Annotated in this window: 16 protein-coding genes and 1 riboswitch; of the genes, 8 read left to right on the top strand and 8 right to left on the bottom strand. The window is 48.9% G+C overall.

What is annotated here, in order from left to right; translation table 11 throughout:
- Nucleotides 1-185: 185 nt before the first annotated feature.
- Nucleotides 186-911: a two-component system response regulator RppA gene (rppA, locus tag I1H34_RS20110; protein WP_212662736.1), complete on the bottom strand. Its 726-nt coding sequence runs from the start codon at nt 909-911 to the stop codon at nt 186-188.
- 88 nt (nt 912-999) lie between these two features.
- Here rppA and I1H34_RS20115 point away from each other — a divergent pair, with 88 nt between their 5' ends.
- Nucleotides 1000-1221, top strand: coding sequence for a hypothetical protein (locus tag I1H34_RS20115; RefSeq protein WP_212662737.1), 222 nt, complete (start codon nt 1000-1002; stop codon nt 1219-1221).
- Here the strand turns inward: I1H34_RS20115 and I1H34_RS20120 are convergent.
- Nucleotides 1189-1902, bottom strand: a complete 714-nt coding sequence (locus tag I1H34_RS20120; protein WP_212662738.1) for an HAD-IA family hydrolase — start codon at nt 1900-1902, stop codon at nt 1189-1191. The genes I1H34_RS20115 and I1H34_RS20120 overlap by 33 nt on opposite strands.
- A gap of 76 nt (nt 1903-1978) precedes the next feature.
- Between I1H34_RS20120 and I1H34_RS20125 the strand changes: the two genes are divergently transcribed.
- The gene (locus I1H34_RS20125; protein WP_212662739.1) at nt 1979-3124 is read left to right on the top strand and encodes an alpha/beta hydrolase; all 1146 of its coding nucleotides are present in this window, start codon (nt 1979-1981) and stop codon (nt 3122-3124) included.
- Nucleotides 3125-3206: 82 nt separating this feature from the next.
- Here the strand turns inward: I1H34_RS20125 and I1H34_RS20130 are convergent, their stop codons facing one another.
- The 4 genes from I1H34_RS20130 to mnmE all read right to left on the bottom strand — a co-directional run bounded on the left by I1H34_RS20130 (nt 3207) and on the right by mnmE (nt 8795).
- Nucleotides 3207-5330 carry a putative bifunctional diguanylate cyclase/phosphodiesterase gene (locus tag I1H34_RS20130; RefSeq protein ID WP_212662740.1) on the bottom strand — a complete coding sequence of 708 codons (2124 nt, stop codon included), beginning with the start codon at nt 5328-5330 and terminating at the stop codon, nt 3207-3209.
- The gene (locus tag I1H34_RS20135) at nt 5317-5787 is read right to left on the bottom strand and encodes a response regulator (protein WP_212662741.1); all 471 of its coding nucleotides are present in this window, start codon (nt 5785-5787) and stop codon (nt 5317-5319) included. Before I1H34_RS20135 ends, I1H34_RS20130 begins: the two co-directional genes overlap by 14 nt.
- Entirely contained in the window at nt 5784-7271 is a 1488-nt protein-coding gene (locus tag I1H34_RS20140) for a sensor histidine kinase (protein ID WP_212662742.1), read from the bottom strand. Before I1H34_RS20140 ends, I1H34_RS20135 begins: the two co-directional genes overlap by 4 nt.
- Nucleotides 7272-7427: 156 nt before the next feature.
- Nucleotides 7428-8795, bottom strand: coding sequence for a tRNA uridine-5-carboxymethylaminomethyl(34) synthesis GTPase MnmE (gene mnmE / locus I1H34_RS20145; RefSeq protein WP_212662743.1), 1368 nt, complete (start codon nt 8793-8795; stop codon nt 7428-7430).
- Between the two features lie 226 nt (nt 8796-9021).
- On the opposite strand from mnmE, the gene I1H34_RS20150 reads away from it, so the two are divergent.
- The 5 genes from I1H34_RS20150 to bioB all read left to right on the top strand — a co-directional run bounded on the left by I1H34_RS20150 (nt 9022) and on the right by bioB (nt 13651).
- Nucleotides 9022-10014, top strand: a complete 993-nt coding sequence (locus tag I1H34_RS20150; RefSeq protein WP_212662744.1) for a hypothetical protein — start codon at nt 9022-9024, stop codon at nt 10012-10014.
- A gap of 71 nt (nt 10015-10085) precedes the next feature.
- Nucleotides 10086-10316, top strand: a complete 231-nt coding sequence (locus I1H34_RS20155; RefSeq protein ID WP_212662745.1) for a hypothetical protein — start codon at nt 10086-10088, stop codon at nt 10314-10316.
- Nucleotides 10317-10324: 8 nt separating this feature from the next.
- Nucleotides 10325-11890, top strand: a complete 1566-nt coding sequence (locus tag I1H34_RS20160; protein WP_212662746.1) for a polyamine aminopropyltransferase — start codon at nt 10325-10327, stop codon at nt 11888-11890.
- A gap of 19 nt (nt 11891-11909) precedes the next feature.
- Nucleotides 11910-12503, top strand: a complete 594-nt coding sequence (locus I1H34_RS20165; protein WP_212662747.1) for a DUF4178 domain-containing protein — start codon at nt 11910-11912, stop codon at nt 12501-12503.
- Nucleotides 12504-12586: 83 nt separating this feature from the next.
- A complete protein-coding gene (gene bioB, locus I1H34_RS20170) occupies nt 12587-13651 on the top strand; it encodes a biotin synthase BioB (RefSeq protein WP_249369429.1) in 1065 nt (354 codons plus the stop codon).
- A 151-nt stretch (nt 13652-13802) separates the two neighbouring features.
- Here the strand turns inward: bioB and I1H34_RS20175 are convergent, their stop codons facing one another.
- Entirely contained in the window at nt 13803-14405 is a 603-nt protein-coding gene (locus tag I1H34_RS20175) for a hypothetical protein (RefSeq protein WP_212662748.1), read from the bottom strand.
- Nucleotides 14406-14973: 568 nt separating this feature from the next.
- Nucleotides 14974-15066, bottom strand: a riboswitch (cyclic di-GMP riboswitch).
- Between the two features lie 345 nt (nt 15067-15411).
- On the opposite strand from I1H34_RS20175, the gene trpS reads away from it, so the two are divergent.
- A complete protein-coding gene (gene trpS / locus I1H34_RS20180; protein ID WP_212662749.1) occupies nt 15412-16422 on the top strand; it encodes a tryptophan--tRNA ligase in 1011 nt (336 codons plus the stop codon).
- 4 nt (nt 16423-16426) lie between these two features.
- Here trpS and I1H34_RS20185 read toward each other — a convergent pair whose 3' ends face one another.
- Nucleotides 16427-18394, bottom strand: coding sequence for a DICT sensory domain-containing protein (locus I1H34_RS20185; protein WP_212662750.1), 1968 nt, complete (start codon nt 18392-18394; stop codon nt 16427-16429).
- Nucleotides 18395-18693 lie beyond the last annotated feature (299 nt).

An 18693-nucleotide genomic window follows, 5' to 3' on the forward strand; every position in this document is an offset into this window, starting at 1 on the left:
TATAGGTTAGAAAAGTGAGGTGACACTCCAAAAAGTGTCACTTTTATGTCATTAAGAGACGTTCTTCAAGATATTCTTAAGCCAGTGAGGAGTGATTCAGATGAAAAGCTCTTGAGGTCGAAACACGGCAAGACTCTCAAGAGCTTTTTTATTTTTAAATGTCTGTTATTCCATCACCACAAATATTACGGTTCAGTCTCTACCTTGGACCCAAACCAATATCCTTTGCCATATATCGTATGAATAAGCGGTGGAGAGTTCTTGGCGGCAATCTTTCGGCGCAGAAGCCGAATTTGGGCTGCTAAGACGTTGCTACTGGGTTGATCTCCACTGGGCCATAGGTGCTGGTAAATCTGGTCATGGGTGAGCAATTGGTGGGGGTGCTGCATTAGATAGGTGAGCAGCTGGCTTTCTTTTTCGGACAGGGTAATGGCCTGCCCCTGACAATAGGCAATTTGGCTTTCCAAATCCAGCTCTAGTCCTTCCATTTGGAGGCGCTGGGATAGAGATTCAGATGACGTTTGAGGGAACTGCTCACTTCGACGCAGGAGGGCCCGCACGCGCGCTAGTAGTTCTCTCAATTCAAAGGGCTTGACTAAGTAGTCATCCGCGCCAGCATCCAACCCTTGGACCCGATCATCTAGGGTATCCTTGGCCGTCAGGAATAAAACGGGGGTGAGTTGGGATTGCGATCGCAACTCCTGACACACTTCAATCCCCGACAATTTGGGTAGCATCCAATCGAGGATCAGTAAATCATACAGCTGCCCTTGTCCGATCTGATGCTGCACGGCGAGTAAGGCGGCTTCACCATCATTGGCGACATCTACGCTATACCCCTCCCGCTTGAGCAAACGGCTCAGGGCATCAGTTAGTTCAACCTCATCATCAACTAGCAAGATTTGACTCATCGGTCACCAAAGCAGATATCTAGACAGGGCTTACGGTACTGTTAAGGGGATATTCCCAGCATTGCACCAGGCAGGATTACACAGGATTATGCCACAACCCGAAAACGCCCCTCCTCAAAGTGGTAAAAGCAGTCTCGGCTTTGTACTGAAGGTATTGGGCCTTTCCACTATCCTATCGGTCGCTATCAAAGATCTAGGTCCTCTCCTACCCATTTCCAGCTCCAATCCGTTGGCCTTAGGGGTAGTTCTGACGCCTTCCCTTGTACTTGGGGTGCTGTTACTGCTCCGAGGTCAACGCCAATCGGGATAGATCTGCAATTTCTGTGTGGGTCGGTCCGGGGGGGGATTTTCCTGCTCGATTCAACCATACCCCTCGGAGTCCTGCCTGTTCAGCGCCCTGATAATCATCCTGCCAGCTATCGCCAATATGCCAAACGCCGTTAGCAGTCACTGGATGTTTAGCTAATGCGGCTGCGAATACCTGAGCGTCTGGCTTTGCTGAGCCAACTGCGGTAGAACTAGTAACGGTTTCAAAATAGTCACTCAACTCTAGAGCGGTTAAAACAGGATGTAAGCGGCTGTCAAAGTTAGAAATCACCCCTAATTGAATACCCTGCAGTTGCCATTTTTGGAGGACCTGCGGCACTTCAGGATAGACAAACCAAGGCTCTGGGGTCGCGAAGTGATCAAACAAAATCTGAAAGAAAGCATCAAAATCCGTAAAGTCTGAGAAGGCACCCACTTGTTGAAAGGCACGGGCAGCCACCGCCTTCCACCAAAGTAATTCCTGTGCAGGTAAGTCGGGGGGCGCAACGCCCGGAAAGGCGAATTTAGGGGCGGCAAAAAAGCTCTCCACAAAGGCTTGATTTAACAATTTAGGATCCACTTGGACCCCTGATTGGGCCGCAAAGTGGCTATAAATTTCCCCAACCGTCCCTCGCACCCCAAACAAGGTGCCAACAGCATCGAGAAAAATAACAGAGGGCTTCATAGGTTAGCTTGGGGGTGACAATATGGGCCGCAGGCAAGGGATAGGCCATCGATCATGGTACCAATGCACAACTCCCATGACTAATCCGTATCACGCTCTGATCAAAGCTGGGCAGGTCATGGTGGGACTACTGATCAGCCTTGGACTGCTGGTTATAGTCTTACATGGATTACAGATCATTAATGCTTGGCAGCTGCCCCTAAAACCTGTCCTGGCCTTTCTAGGCGGTGGGAGTATGGCCTGCTTCTTAGCAGCAGGGGTCATGAAGCAGCAGCTGAGGCGCCCATCTTCAGAATCTCGAAAATACCCTTGGCGTCAGCGATTGCTTTGGGTCAGTCTTTTTCTAGTGATGAGCATCAATGTCAGCACTTACCTGGCAGCCTATGCCCTCACCCATGTTCGAGCCCCAGGACAAGGGGGGCTTGGTTTTCCTAAACCCGTCAATACTCGTACTCCCCAGGAAAGGGGCTTAACTTACTCTACCCATCGATTGCCCGTCAATGCATCCAACTGGTTAGAAGCCTGGTTGATTCCAGCTACAGGGACCTCTCAAGGAACGGTGGTACTGTTCCCAGGCAATCGCAGTACAAAGGACAAGCAGCTCATCGGTCCCGCTCAATCTTTTTCTCAATTGGGCTATGACTCGCTCTTGGTCGATTATCAAGGGGTGGGAGGATCGAGTGGGTATAGCACTACCGTGGGGATGCGGGAAGCGGAGGATGTTGTCGTTGCGTTTGAAGCATTGCCCTCACTGAATCTACAGCCACCGGTTATTACCTATGGCGTGTCTATGGGGAGTGCGGCGATACTGAATGCGATCGCAACCCAAAACCTCCAGCCCGATGCCATCATTATTGAACTCCCCTTTGCCCGGTTTATGGATGCCGTCCGCAGCCGCCTGCGGCATCACCAAATCCCCCCATTCCCCCTAGCAGAATTACTCGTCTTTTGGGGAGGCATACAGCATGGTGTCAATGGATTTAGCCACAATCCTATTGAATTTGCCCAAGCAGTGCAATGCCCCACCTTAGTCATGCAGGGCCAGCAAGATCCGTGGACATCGGTGCAGGAGGTCAAAGCTCTCTTTCAGCAAATAACTGCCCCCAAACAATTGGTAATTGCACCCGATGGAGGGCATCACCAACTGATTGGGATTGATCGATCGTTATGGGAAACCAGCCTGAGTAACTTCTTACAGTTTGTAGATGCTGATAGGGAGTGATGAAATTCACCATCAAGCCTCCCAGGCAAAGTGATACCCATGGCAGGGGAATATCTCTGTCACTGCTGTCAGGTGCTAGTGATTAGGCAGATACCACCACAGCACTCGTCTCCAGCGATTGCACAAACACCTTGCCAGACTGCGTCAACGCCCTTTGCATTTGATCCGCTGATAGGGGCTTAGACAGTAAGTAGCCTTGCACACAATCACAATGATGCTGCTGGAGCCATTGAAGCTGTGACTGGGTTTCAACCCCCTCGGCAATGGCAGTCATGCCTAAGTTATGGGCCAAGGTAATCATAGTTCGCACAATTTCTGACTTTTCTGTATCCGTCACCAAGCCTTCGATAAAGGAACGATCGATTTTCAGGGTGTCTAAGGGAAAATTATGTAAAAAACTAAGGGAGGAATACCCCGTGCCAAAGTCGTCGATCTGGAGTTGAAGACCTAAAGCACGCAGTTGACTGATCAGTTCAGCAACCATCACCTCATTTTCCATGATCATGGTTTCGGTAATTTCGAGTTTGAGGTGGCGGGCACTTACTCCCGTCTCCGATAGAATCGATTGGATTTGTTGGCCTAAACTCGCCTGAGAAAACTGCTTACGGGAAAGATTAACACTAATACTCAAGGGCGGAATCTCGGTCAGGGTCTGATGCCATTGCCATAACTGTTGACAGGCTTCTTCCAGCACCCACTGACCAATGGCTAAGATCAATCCCGTTTCCTCCGCCACAGGAATAAATTCCAGGGGCGAGACTAGACCTCGCTCAGGATGCTGCCAACGGATCAACGCTTCTAAGCTGACAATCTCATGGGTGGCTAAGGAAACAATCGGTTGATAGTACAGCTGAAACTCCTGGTTGGCAATCGCTGCTCTTAGATCCGTTTCTACTCTCAGCAATGCCTGGACGCGATCGTGCATTGAGGATTCAAACACAACATATCTGGACTTGCCTAGCGCCTTCGCTCGATACATAGCATTATCTGCATCTCGCAATAAATTTTCAGCCTGGAGCGAATGTTCTGAATTGAGGGCAATGCCAATACTGGCGGAGATGTAGACCGTATGTCCCTGGAGTTCAAAGGCTTTTTCTAGTTCTCGGTTCAGACGACTAGCAACATGCTCAGCCTGATCGGGCCCGGCAATATTCTCAAGGAGAATGGCAAATTCATCTCCTCCCAAGCGAGCAATCACATCACCGGGTCGCAACGCAGCCGTCAGCCGCTGGGCCACGCCAATCAAAAGCTGATCGCCAATCCCATGGCCCAAACTATCGTTGATCACCTTAAAGCGATCGCAATCTAAAAACAGGACGGCAAACAGATAATTAGTTTGGCGATTGACCCGCGTGAGGGTACGACGGAGTTGATCCAAAAATAAAGCCCGACTCGGCAAGCCCGTTAGATGGTCATAGAGGGCAATATGGTGGGTGAGATCGGTCTGGGACCCTGCCATGCGTAAAACAGAACGTTGATCAGGTCCAAAAACAGCCATGCCTCGACTACTGACCCAACGATAGGTCTGATCTTGGTGCAAAATTCGATATTGGCATTCAAAGGCCGATGTTTCACGTCGTAAGTGACGTCGCAAGTCGGTTTTAAACCGGTCCTTATCTTCGGGATGAATGCGCTCAAACCATTCTTGAATTTCTGGCTGTAATGCTTGTCCACCCTGGCCAATAATCGCCGCCCAACGAGGCGAATAATAGACTTGGTGGGTTTGTAAGTTCCAATCCCAGAGACCATCATTAGACGCCTGGGCGACCAAATCATACTGTGATTCCCGCTCCTGTAAAGCGACCAATGCCCGGGTATGGTTGATCGCATACCGAATGGAGCGTTCCAGCAAGGCAGACGTGATCATGCCTTTGACCAAATAGTCCGTCGCTCCCGCATCCATAGCGGCCAAGTCAGTTTCGCGATCTTCCTGGCCCGTCAACAAAATAATCGGAATTCGATAGCCGAGGGACACCACTTCTTCTAGTAGGTCCAAGCCCGTCCGACTGCCTAAGCGAAAATCAAATACATAGACATCATGTTGCCGCTTTTGAACCGCATCTAACCCTTTGTCGTAGGTATCCACCCAGTCCAGGCCAAATTGGATGCTTTGAAAATCATCTAGCAGATCTTCAAACAAGAAAAAATCATCTTCATCATCTTCAACCAGCAATATTTTGATCTGCAATTGATCAAGATGCCTCACAACATTGCTCCGGGGGTAATGCCACAACGGTAAACCAGTACTGACCTAGGGTCTGCATCACCTCTACCAATGCATCAAAGGTGACTGGCTTGGTAATGTATGTATTCGCTCCTAGGTCATAACTGCGGTAAATATCGATATCAGTATTAGAGGTTGTTAAGACAACAATCGGAATTCGGCGCAGTTCAGGATTTGCTTTAATTTCTTGTAAGGCTTCGCGACCATCTTTTTTCGGCATATTGAGGTCGAGCAAGATCAAGCCAGGCCGGGGGGATGTTTTGGGATCAGTATATTGCCCACGACGAAACAAATAGTTCATCAACTCTTCGCCATTTTCAACAAAGCGAATTTCATTACTCAGACGGCTTTCTTCTAGAGCTTCAGCCGTTAGCATCCGATCATCTTCATCATCATCAGCCATCAAAATGGTGATTGGGGCAGTTTTGACGGTGGTCATGATGCACTCTCCATGGGAAGTTGGGTAAACGGTAGGGTAATGATAAAAGTTGCGCCCTGGCCAGGGGTACTATCTGCGGTAATCGTGCCACCATGATGCTCAGCAATTTTGGCGCAGACCGCTAAACCAATGCCCGTGCCGTCATATTCATTGCGGCTATGCAAACGCTGAAACACTCTAAAGATACGATCTGTATATTTTTGCTCAAAGCCAATACCGTTATCAGCTACACGGATCTGATACATGTTTCCAGACTGCTGCAAGGAGTCATCCCCGCCATCGGCCATAGGCTGCCCACCCACGGTGATGCATAAAGGCTGATCGGGCTGTCGGAATTTAAGGGCATTGCTAAGCAGGTTTTGAAACAGCTGCCGAATTTGCATGGGTTCGGCATCAATGACAGACAGTGAAGCGACATTGACTTGGGCTTCTGTTTCTCGAATCCGAATTTCAAGATCATCTAACACGCTATCGACCACCTCATTCAAATTGACCGAGGTAAAAGGTTTCGACTTGCTCGTCACTCGCGAAAAGGCTAAGAGATTTTGGACGAGCTGCCGCATCCGCCCGGCTGCTTTTTGCATCCGGTCTACATAATCTTGTCCTCTTTCACTCAGATCATCACTGCACTTGCTTTTAAGTCGATCGCCAAAGGCCTCAATTTTCCGTAAAGGCTCCTGCAAGTCATGGGATGCCACATAGGCAAACTGCTCTAATTCTTTATTGGAACGGATCAGGGCTTCATTGGAACGGGCCAGGGCTTCAGATTCTTCAGCCAGCTTAGCTTCAGCGGCTTGTTTCGCCTTCTCTTGGCGAATCAGAATGGCTTGGGCATAGCCCACGATGATCACCAACACGCCATACAGGCCCAAAAAGGTAACCACGACGGCGATAAGCCCTTCTTGCTGAGCTTCTTCAATTTGATTTACCAGGGGTGTGACATTGCTATAGACTTCGATGACGCCTTCAATATCTGAAGTAGAGGCTTGAGGCTGTAGCGGTAAATAGCTGGAAATAAACTTCTTTTCTGTCAGGAGCCCCTGGACTCCCCGAAATTTACTTTTATGGGACAGTTTCGTGATGGTTTCACCGGAACGAGCGGTCAGAAAACCACCATATTTAGATTTATCCTGACCAATTTGTTTCGTATCCGTCGAGAAAACCACTCGACCCTTCAGATCAAAGATTTTAAGTTTGGCAATGGAGGTACCTTTAATCAACCGACGGACCGTCTGATTAATCTCAGCCGTCTGAGGATGGTCTTGTAGTTCCTCTTGAGATAATGCCTCTGTGGAACTTAGAAAAGACTGATGCTGGGGCCACACCACATTGGCAACGATTTGGGTGACTTCAACATTCTTTTGCTCACTTGCGCTGATGAGTTGAGCCGTTGTTGTTTGTTGATCCTGATGCCACAAGAAGAGAGTGGCACCGCTACAGGCAACTAAACTCGCAATCGAAAAGTATCGTAGTAACTTAAACAAATGTTTGATTCCAAAGGCAGGTCAATCCGACGTCCTGAATATTTGGGCCGGTTACTATACCTAGAATTCCCAGTATTTCCTGCCGTTGGAACAAATAAACAAATAAAAATACTCTTAAGCCCCATATAGCAGTGATCTAAGGGGCTTAACAAGCCATTATTTACCAATGCAAAATCGACTAAAAATGCGATCTAAGACCGATTCTGTAATGTCTTCTCCAGTGATTTCGCCTAAGGCTTGAATCGCACCTCGCAGGTCGATGGTCCAGAAATCTAACGGTAGTTGATCTGCCATCGCACCTTGCACATGCTCTAAAGCCGTTTGGGCTTTTTGCAATGCTGCTGCCTGTCGCTGATTAATAGCCCAATCTAGATTGGCAGCTTGCAGGGACTGAGTTTGCACTGTATCCAAAATCGCGGTTTCCAAGGCGGAAATGCCCTGGTTTTGAGCAGCAATGGTCGACACCACCTGAGTAATCGTGTCTGGATAGTTCACCTTCTGTGTGGGGACTAAATCTACCTTATTAATAATCAAAATCATCGGTAGATCTTGAAAGGCTTGATAGAGGTGCTGATCTGCAGCTGTCCATCCGGCTGCAGCATCAATGGTGAGCAAGACTAGATCGGCAGACTGGGCCGCTTGATGGGATCGGTTCACGCCTATTTGTTCGACCTGATCTTTCGTCTCCCGAATACCGGCGGTATCCAAAACCTGAACAGGAATCCCACCCACGACTAACTGGGATTCCACCACATCCCGCGTGGTGCCAGGGAGGTCCGTAACAATGGCGCGATCGCATCGACACCACGCATTCAACAAGCTCGATTTACCCACATTCGGACGGCCTATGATTGCCACCTTCAGCCCATTTCGCAATAATTCTCCCTGGTCTGCCGTCGCTAAAATCGCCTGGAGTGTGGCGTGAATCTCCTGCAGTTCTGCCTGAACACCAGATTCATCCAAAGGAGGTAAATCATCTTCGAAATCGACTCTAGCCTCTACTTCTGCCAAGGTATCTAGACAGCGCTGCCGCAGCTCTCGAATGGGGGAGGCCAACTTACCCTGCACTCCCGCTAGGGCTGCTTGCGCCGCTTGGGGAGAACGAGCCCCCACCAGATCTGCTACGCCTTCTGCTTGGGTCAAATCCAACCGCCCATTCAGAAAAGCTCTAAGGGTAAATTCTCCAGGCTGGGCGAGTTCTGCTCCTACCTGTAAACAGGCCTCTAACACCTGCTGCACCGCGATTATTCCCCCATGACAATGCAATTCCACCACGTCCTCACGGGTATAGGAGCGAGGCGCTAGCATCAGCAGTAACAAACCTTCATCAATCACCTGCTGCGTTGAAGGATTTCGAATATAACCATAAAGAACCCGATGACTCTCCCATAGCTGGTTTCCCGGTGCCTGAAAAAGCTGCTGAGCCATCGATACGGCCTCGGCACCCGACAGGCGAACGATACCAATACTGCCTTGTTGGGGCACAATAGCGGTTGCGATCGCAGCAATCGTAGTTTGCTTCATAAGTTGTCCGGGAGATGTCCATTTATACGAGCAATAACAACCAGTTTATGGTGTGACCTTCAGCATTATCCCTTCCAGATCATTACTCAATTCCAAAGCTGGTCTATGCCGACTCTTAAGGTCTTCGTCAAATTGTTAGCCTTCTAGCCAAGCTATACTGGCCTCCAGGTCCACCCTCCTGACTCACCTCACCTGCATCTCTTACTGTTATCCGCCATCAATCCCCATGCCCAGTCAAGTTGAATACAAAACAACACGCCGGTTCATGAACATTTGGGTCTACTTGGCCCTTGGTTCCGTAGGCATGATCATTTTGGCAGGCTTGAGTTCTATTTTTTTCGTAAAACCGCTAGCCTCCAAAACTTTACAGGCCCAGGAAGGTAAACCTGCACGATTACAGCCGATTAAAGTTAAGCCCCAAGCCATTGGCGCGGTCAGAGTAGATGTCACTGCCAGGATCCCCTCCAATCGCTACCTGGCCTATGAGGTGCAAATTCGCGACCAGCAAGATAAAGTCCTAGCTGCAGGTCTCAAAAATGCCTGGAAGGAGTCAGGAGTTTGGCGTGAAGAAGGACAAACAGGAACCTGGCAAGAAGATGACTTAGACGCAGGTTTAGATATCAGTAGTGCCAAACCTGAATCCCTTAATGTTGTGGTAGAGGTACTGGAGTATGGCACCTCGCGAAACCAGCCCCTCACCGAATCCGTTTCCTTCCGCATCAAAGTCAATCAAGGCATTATCGACACCCGCTATTTATGGCCTGGCTTTTGGGGTGGATTACTGATGGCTGGTTTAACTTGTTTATTTTCTAAGTCGGCGGGAGCCACCTTAAGCGATAAAAGCATTGGGGATAGCGATTTAGGAGACCGAGTCAATGTCGGGGGCCCCAACAAGCTGATCAAAGTTGTGGTCAAAACCGTAGCCGATGAGACCTCTCCCCCCTCTCTCAACTGCCGATTGATGGTGCGGGACGGCAATGGCGACGAGCTGTTTAATGCCTCGGAAGTGATGCCCCTCAAATTCAAGCGGGATGAAGACGGCGATATCGACAGTACCCATGGCCAGGCCACCTTTTTTCTAGTGCTGGAAAAGCCCAGCTCCTACGGATTCTATGTAGAAGTCACCCCCGATGCCCCGGTGGATTCAACTCGGCTAATCATCAAGCAAGGTGCCGTGACCTTAGGGGCCGTTAAGGTCGCCCATATCGCTGCGGCTTGAAGCCAGCCCCACTCCCAAAGGTGCAACTCAAGTTTTTCTCATTTAGGATGGCAGTAGAAACTTTTTTAACTATGCTGACAAAACTTTTTTCAGTCGCAACGGTCGGAATTGTAGTCGCTTCTATCTTGGCTGCATACACCCAACGTTCCGCCTTTCAGCTCCGACAAGAGCGCCAAACCAATCACTGGACCCGTCGAGGCACCCGAACCTCAGGACGCTATCGGAGTGGTGTCTGGATTGTCTCCCCAGCCCGGTCTTCCTACAGCGGTTTCCGCGGTGGCAGTCTGGGTGTGGGTAAGTAAGCTTCGGTATGCCTGGGTCAGAATCGACCTCTGTGACACAGAGGCCTGAACCTATTCCCCTCAGCTCTCGTCAGCAGCGCTGGTTACTCGCAGCAGCGGCCATCTCTTCGAGCGTTGGCCTAGCCGCAGAATTGCTCTTAGGGACCCTAGCCAGTTATTTAGTCGGCAATACCGCCTTAGCTTACGGTGTCGCCGTGGGCGGCTTTCTGGCAGCCATGGGATTAGGGGCCTATGTCAGCCAATTCATCGCCGTCGACAATCAACAACGCCAGTTACTCAAAGTTTTTTTACAAATTGAGCTTCTAATTGCTCCTTTAACAGCTATCTTACCCATCGGGCTATTCGTCGTTTTTGTCGCGGATGGACCTATTTGGCTGGGGCTGTTTCTAGTCACCCTTATTTTGGGCATTCTATCGGGCCTAGAAGTTCCCATTTTGACCCGCATCATTGAACAAGATCGGGATGTCAAATTCGCCCTCGCGGGGGTCTTAGCCTTAGATTATGTCGGGGCTTTAGTCGGCTCCTTAGCGTTTCCCGTGTTGCTGCTGCCTTTGTTGGGACTGTTTCCCACAGCGGTTCTGATTGGGTCATTACCAGCCTTTATGGTGTTTCGGTTAGGGCGTTTATTTCGGGGCATGCGGTCCTGGAGTTATTGGGGCCTCTGCATTGGCGTTGGCTTATGTGTATTTTCTCCCTTCGTGATACCGTTTAGCGATCGCTTAGAAAATACCCTGTACCGAGCCCCCATTGTCAGTCGCATTCAGTCCAGCTACCAACGCATTGTCCTCACCCGCTCTGGCAACGATACGCGACTCTATCTAGATGGTGACCTCCAGCTTTCCACTGTCGATGAATACCGCTATCACGAAGCCCTAGTCCATCCAGCCCTGAGTACCAATGCCCAAAGACGCCAGGTTCTAGTGCTCGGAGCCGGGGATGGCATGGCCCTACGGGAAATCCTCAAATGGCCGGAAGTTGAAAAAGTTGTGCTCATTGAGCTGGATCCTGCCGTCGTGAAGCTAGCCCGTCAGTATCCTGTACTGGTTGACCGCAATGCTCGTGCCTTAGACGATCCACGAGTAGAAGTGATCTTTGGAGATGCCTTTAAGCTAGCTCCCCAACTTCCCGATACCTTTGACGTGATCATTGCCGATTTCCCCGACCCCGATCGCCCTGCCCTTGCCAAGCTCTACTCCCAAGGATTCTATCGAAAGCTCCTCTCTCGCCTTGCCCCCGAAGGCATCTTCGTCACCCAGGCGTCCAGCCCATTCTTCGCCCCGAAGGTCATGGACTGTATTGCCACAACCTTAGCAGCGACTGATTTACAAGTTTATCCCTACACCGTCAATGTGCCGAGCTTTGGCCCCTGGGGGTTTGTATTAGCTTCTCCAAAACCCGTACAGTTTTCAGCCCAAAGTTTAACGATTCCAACTCGGTTCTTAACTCCAGCACTCCTCCCCGAACTCTTTCAACTTCCCGCAGATATTTCTATCGGTAAAGCCAAGATCAATCGGCTCACCGATCCAGTTATAGTTCAGTACCAAGCCGATCCACGCTGGTCGGCCTATTATTGAAACACTCTAGAGGCAGACTATGGCTTACCTTTGGCTATTTATCATCATCATGGGCGTATTGGGTGTTGTCCTCTACATGAGACAACAATCCGGAAAATCTCTACCCTTTACATCCCAACCCCAAGCGTTGCCGTCCCTCGAACGCACCGTCTTTACCTTGGAAGTCGGTGATATTGTCCAACATATGGGAACGGACTGGGTGGTTGAAGGCAAACTGGTCTACGACGATCAAGGTTACTCCTGGCTAGAATACCTACTCCTAGACGGTAGCCGCCGCCAATGGCTCTCCGTCGAAGAGGATGATGTGGTTGAAGTGGCGTTATTGGAAGTCACCACTGCCCTAGAAGTGGGCACCAATCCTCCTCCTGAACTGACCTTCGCCAATGAAAGCTATCGCCATAAAGGATCGGGGATGGCCCACATGACCCGCACAGGATCGACCCTCAATCGCAACGCAGAGCGATGTCAATATTTCGACTATCAGGGACCTGACAACAAAATCCTATCGATTGAAAACTGGGATGGCGATATTGAAGTCACCATTGGTCAAAAGATTCATCCCTCCATGCTGACCTTACTCCCTGGAGATGGTCAGCGTATTTATGGGGCTTAATGTTGCGCAACGTTTGGTTCAGACCGGATACGCAATACGATATTCTGACTAAGTTACACCGTTAGGGAAGTCAGAGGTCAAGTATGGGCAGCGATTTCAGTGAGTGGGTCAAAATCGCTTTGTCAGAAGAGACTTTCCCCCAAGCTTCAGCTTTAGCCATATTATCGGACCCCACTATCGACCTGCTGTCCTTGGTCGCAGCAGCGGGGGAAGTGCGGATGACCTATTTTGGTCGGCAGGTAATGCTGCATCGCATCAATGATATTCAAAACGGCCTCTGCCCAGAAGATTGTGGCTATTGTGCCCAGTCCAAAATTTCCGACGCCCCCATCAAAAAATATCCCCTCAAAAGCGAAGAAGACATTATCCAAGAGGCCCATGAAGCCAAAGCGAAAGGGGTATATCGCTACTGTATGGTATCGAGCGGCAGAGGACCTACCGCAGAACGGACCCAGCATTTAGCCCATATTATTAGCCGCATCAAAAATGAAGTAGGCATTCAAACCTGTCTTTCCGCTGGCTTGATGGACCAAGAACAGGCCACCCTCCTCAAGGAAGCGGGCCTGGACCGCCTCAACCACAATCTCAACACCAGCGAGTCCCATACGGCTGATATTGTCACCACTCACACCTTTCAAGACCGGATCAACACCTTAAAAGCAGCTCGTTCAGCCGGACTAGATTTATGTAGCGGCATGATTGCGGGCATGGGAGAAACAGACCAGGATATCGTTGATGTTGCCTATCAGCTGCACAACTATCAAGTCCCGTCCATTCCCATTAACTTCCTCATACCGATTTCTGGGAATCCCATTTATGACTGTAACCAGCTCACACCCCAGCGCTGCTTACGGATTCTTTGCCTGTTCCGATTTGTGAATCCCAAAGCTGAGATTCGGATTGGGGGTGGGAGAGAAGGTCATCTGCGGGGTCTGCAAGCCTTAGCACTATACCCAGCCAACTCTCTCTTTGTAGAGGGCTATTTAGCCACTAGGGGGCATAGTGTTGACCAAGTCTACCAACTCATTCATGATGCCGGTTTCGAAGCCGCTGGGGAACATTCACAGAGTAGCGACCTGAGTACGACATCCCAATTCCAGTTGGATGATAATCCCAACATTTTGAATCCACAAACAACCATCAGTTGAGCTAACTCATAACGGAAATGTATTAACCAATAGAAATGCCTTGAAGACTTTTCTCTTCAAGGCATTTATTTATTAAGGATCGAATCTTGATTCACCACTGGCATGATTGAATCGCAATCACCCAGGCAATGAGAATCTTCAGTCTAAGGAATTAGTGAGAGCGGTTCATCTTCCGTCTGGCTAACACACCGACAATCCCCAAACAGGCAAATAGACCAGCAGTAGCTGCTTCAGCAGGCTCAGGAACGCTAGGAGGAATTGCATCAGGTGGGTCAATCGCTGGCGGTGCAGGTGCAGGATCCGCTGAATCATCACCCCCGACCACAAACGGAAGTGCAGCAGCAGCGGCACCCGCTGGAATCAACGCAGCTGCCAAAGGAAAGCCTGCTGCAGCGGGAAGACCCCCTTCGGGTGCTACACCGCCAATACCACAATCAATCAGTCCATTCTCTGCAATGAGCGTTCGAGACGCTAGCAATCCAGTAGAAACGTCGGAGGTAGAGGCACTAGCCATCAAATTAGGCCCTAAAGACTGGCTTAGGGGGCTAGATGAATCTTTTAGAGCTTCAGGTGAAATAACAGGCTCTTCTTCGCACACATCACTTTGTGCAGTATTAGTATTCAGCTGGGAGTCAGTCTCTATAGAATCTCCCAGACCGAGCTGAGCGGCATGGCTCAGGGGAATGTTGATGGCGTTATACAAAACGACCAGGGATAAGGCAGTCAATGAGCCACATGTTTTTAACAATTTCATAGTTGAGATTCGATCCTTAGATGGTTTTCCCCGCTTGATACTCGAAGATGAAATTACCATAAATTCGCGAAATAAGCTGTGTAAGCCAATACTTATGCAAATTTTCAGGTACTCGCTACATTATGCCAAACAACTCTGAAAAAGCAACTAGAGTCAATTGTGATTAGAACTGAAAATTATTCTATGGACTAATTTTAGAGCGCTCACTCACTTGGATTGGAAAAATTCAGCAAACCTTAATCTCTCGAAACAGAAACCAAATTTTTTCCAAATTGGAACCGCAAAACCTGTGAGAGAGACGAATCTACCGCAACAGAAATTAAATTGCCTCAAATTTTAAGTTTTGTAAACAAATTCCTTTTTTACCATTTTTGCCGAAAAATCACTTGCTTAAGCTAGAAACTCGAATTCTCAGCAATAGCTACAGCGATTTTGCACTTTAATACCAAGTCAGTCCCAATTATCGAAACGTGCTGGGTTCAAACGATATGACTCAAATCGTTTAAAGCAGCAATACTCCCTGCAATATTACTTACAGGGAGTATTCACTGAGATTAAGGAAAGTCCCTTCGACACTAGCAGCATCCATACCCCTAATGCTTGGATTTTAGGCCTGCTAATTTGCGTCTTACCCTTTCGGTGCAAGTTGCCATTTCGGGGACTTGAACTGGGCTTATGCGGGGGGTATGACAGCCCAATGAATCTAATTTAACGGCAAACCCCCAATAGGCTAAACCGCATAACTACTGAACTTGAAGGGTATTTTTTGGGAGATTTTTCCGTAGTATCTCGGATTTTTTTGAGGGAATCGCCAAAATCCTCTGAGCGTAAGATAAATAAATTTTGACCTCCTGAATACTCGTTTTAAGACAAGATCCGTACTTATACGGATCCTTGATTTTGAATATAGAGCTAAGTACACAAACTCAGCGCCAGCAGACAGAAGCTATGTCACACTAGATCACTGTGCAGATTGCATTGTGATCAACGATTCAAAAATTAAAGCATGGGTAAGCAACGCGTTCTCTCGGGTGTCCAACCCACTGGCACCCTTCACTTAGGGAATTATTTGGGAGCAATTCGGAATTGGGTCGAAGGACAAAGTGACTATGAAAATTATTTTTTTATTGCGGATCTCCACGCCATTACTGTTCCCCATGATCCTCAACAATTAGCCGATAATACCTATTCCCTGGCTGCCCTCTATTTGGCCTGCGGATTAGATCCTGAACACACCACGATCTTCGTTCAATCCCATATCTCTGCCCATACGGAGCTGGCCTGGCTATTTAACTGTATTACACCGCTCAATTGGCTGGAGCGCATGATTCAGTTTAAAGAGAAAGCCCTGAAGCAGGGAGAGAACGTCAGCATTGGCTTACTGGATTATCCAGTTTTGCAAGCAGCCGACATCCTGCTGTATCAGGCTGATTTAGTGCCTGTGGGCGAAGACCAAAAACAGCATCTAGAGCTAACAAGGGATATTGCAGCCCGCCTGAACTTTCAGTATGGAACTGAAGAAGATCCCATTCTCAAACTGCCTGAACCTCTCATTCGCCCAGAGGGAGCCCGGATTATGAGCCTGACAGACGGCACCAATAAAATGTCAAAGTCAGATCCCTCCGAACAAAGCCGAATTACTTTACTAGACACCCCTGAGCAAATCCGCAATAAACTTAAGCGCTGCAAAACCGATCCAGTTCGAGGACTGAGTTTTGATGATCCAGACCGTCCAGAATGCCAAAATTTGCTCACCTTATATCAGTTAATGTCGGGGCAAACGAAAACTGCAGTCGCCGAAGAATGTGCTGATATGGGCTGGGGACAATTCAAGCCCTTGCTGACTGAGGTGATGATTGAAGGCCTGCGACCGATCCAAGATCGCTACACGGAATTAATGACCCATAAACAAGATCTGGAGGCAGTCCTCCAAAAAGGCCAAGACCAAGCGAGTGCAATTGCAAACGAGACCTTAACGAAAGTGAAGGATGCCTTGGGCTATTCTCGGCCCCTCTAAAGGGTCAAGGATGGCTGGTTTGGGTGACCGGCGTAAGGTCTTGAGAATTACTAGGCGATTCTAGGGGCAGCGTAAAATGAAACGCACTGCCTTGATCACGTCCAGCGGATTCAGCCCAAATTCTGCCATTCATCCCTTGAATGACCTGTCGGCAAATGGCTAATCCTAAGCCTGTTCCCCCTTTACTACGCCGCAGGAAATCCTCTTCTTGATAGAAGGAGTCAAAGATAGATTCCAGCAGACTAGGCTCGATGCCTCTACCTGTATCGGCAACAATGACTTCTAAACAATGATCTTCTGGGGAAATGAGGGCTTGAATATTGACTTCTCCTTCGGCCCCGGTGAACTTACAGGCATTATCTAGAATCCGATTAAGCACTTCTTCTAGGCCTTCCGCATCCACTTGAATCGTCGGCAGATGAGGATCAACATCAACACTGATCGAGGGTAACTCTTTACTGTTATTGCTCGAACGAATTGAACTTAGAGCTAGCTCTAACGTTTCCTGAAACTCAATCGATTCGATTTGGTTATAGATTTGTCCCCCCTCTAACCGAGAGAGAATCAAAATATCCTGAATCAAATCCCGCAGGCGACCGAGGTCTTCTAGGGCTGTACTGAGTAAGGCTTGGCGAAAGACCGGCGAAATATCCGGTTCACTATCCAAACTTTCTAAACACACCTGGATGGTAGACAGGGGAGTCCGCAGTTCATGGCCCACAATGGCAATCAAATTACTCCGGGTTTGCTCTAGAGCAGCCAAGTTGCGGTTGAGAGATTCCGAATCAGAATAGGCTTGGGCTTGAGTGAGGGCAACACCGGCTTGGGCAGCAATAGCTTCCACCAAGGCAATATCATTTTCATGCCATTGATAAATCAGTGGTCCCCCATGGTGTAACTCTAAGACCCCCAGCAACTCTCCCTGATGCCGAATCGGAGCAATCAACCAGGAATGAATCTGCCATTTTTCTAATTTGGCTGCAAATTCTTTATCCTGGCGAAGGTGTTGAACTTCAAAGACATCGGCAATGGCAATGGCCCGTTCTTGGGCTAAGGCAATGGATAAGAGGGGGTTGGTGCTAATGGGCCAGGGAGTCCCTTGTAATGAGGGCAAGCCAGGAGCCACAAACTCATATTCAATTTCAACTGCTTCAGCGGCGCGATCGCAACAGTAGAGAATACACCGACAATGCTCAAATACCTTCCCTAGCTCATTGACGGCAACCGCCAATACTTCTTTAGGATCGAGGGACTGACGAATCGCAGCCGTCATGGCATTGGCAAACCGCTCTTTTCGTTCTTTTGCCGATAGGGCTCGATACGCTTTGAGTAATTTGTATTGGCTCGCCTGTAAATAGGTGACCAGTCGCTGGCCAAACACCCGAGATTGCAAGACGGGCAAAGGCGGAATGGAAGAGGCCGAGGTTAAACAGTATTGCTGCTTAGCCTGCTTGACTTTGGACGCTAGCTCAGGACGATATTGGGCAATCCGATCCAACAACAGGCTGGCTGCATGCAGGCAAACGTCCCGCTCAAAGGTCCAAATGCCCTCATACCGTTGGGACTGTTCCACGGAAGTGAGTATTTTCTGCTGTTCCTGACAGGCTAAGCAAGCCGTGTAGTCTTGACCGACGATAATCAAATGTTTTTCGTTGGCCAAACTATCCTCGATATCGAGGGGAATAGTTTCGTATTGATCCGATGCGATCGCAAAACTGGATTCCGGTTCAGGTGCCGCGAGGACATAGACATGGTCTGTCTTCTGAGCAATGCGCTGATATCGACGGGTTTCTTGCCGGTAAAAACGCTCTTGCTGAAAACTAGCGATAACGAGGGGCGCTTCATTGCCCGCCAAAACCACATCCTCAATGGCCCGACAGAGGGCATTGAGAGACGACTTGAAATACATCTGTGAACGCAGATCCGGTAAGTCCGTTAACAGAGTCTGCAACAAAGAGTCTAAATTACTCACACCAACAGTTTGCTGAATCTTGCTTAGATTAGGGACAACGGCCTGACACTAGTAGGGAAAGTTAACAGCAGAAAAAAGCGAACTGAGGCTCGTTCTGGCGTGCAGCCAAGGATGTGCCTCCCCTTATGGCTAACAGGGTTCGGATAACCAACGAAATATAAATTCAGAAATATGAATTTATGATTGACCCAGTACTAGCCAGCATAGCGCAGGACGGCGCCCTTAATGCTCTACTTCACTAGACTTAGCCAAGTTCTACACCTTCGACAAATGGGGCAATTTTTTTTCTCAGATCTACA

Origin of the sequence: Acaryochloris marina S15, assembly GCF_018336915.1 — a bacterium.
In the GTDB taxonomy this organism is placed as follows: domain Bacteria; phylum Cyanobacteriota; class Cyanobacteriia; order Thermosynechococcales; family Thermosynechococcaceae; genus Acaryochloris; species Acaryochloris marina_A.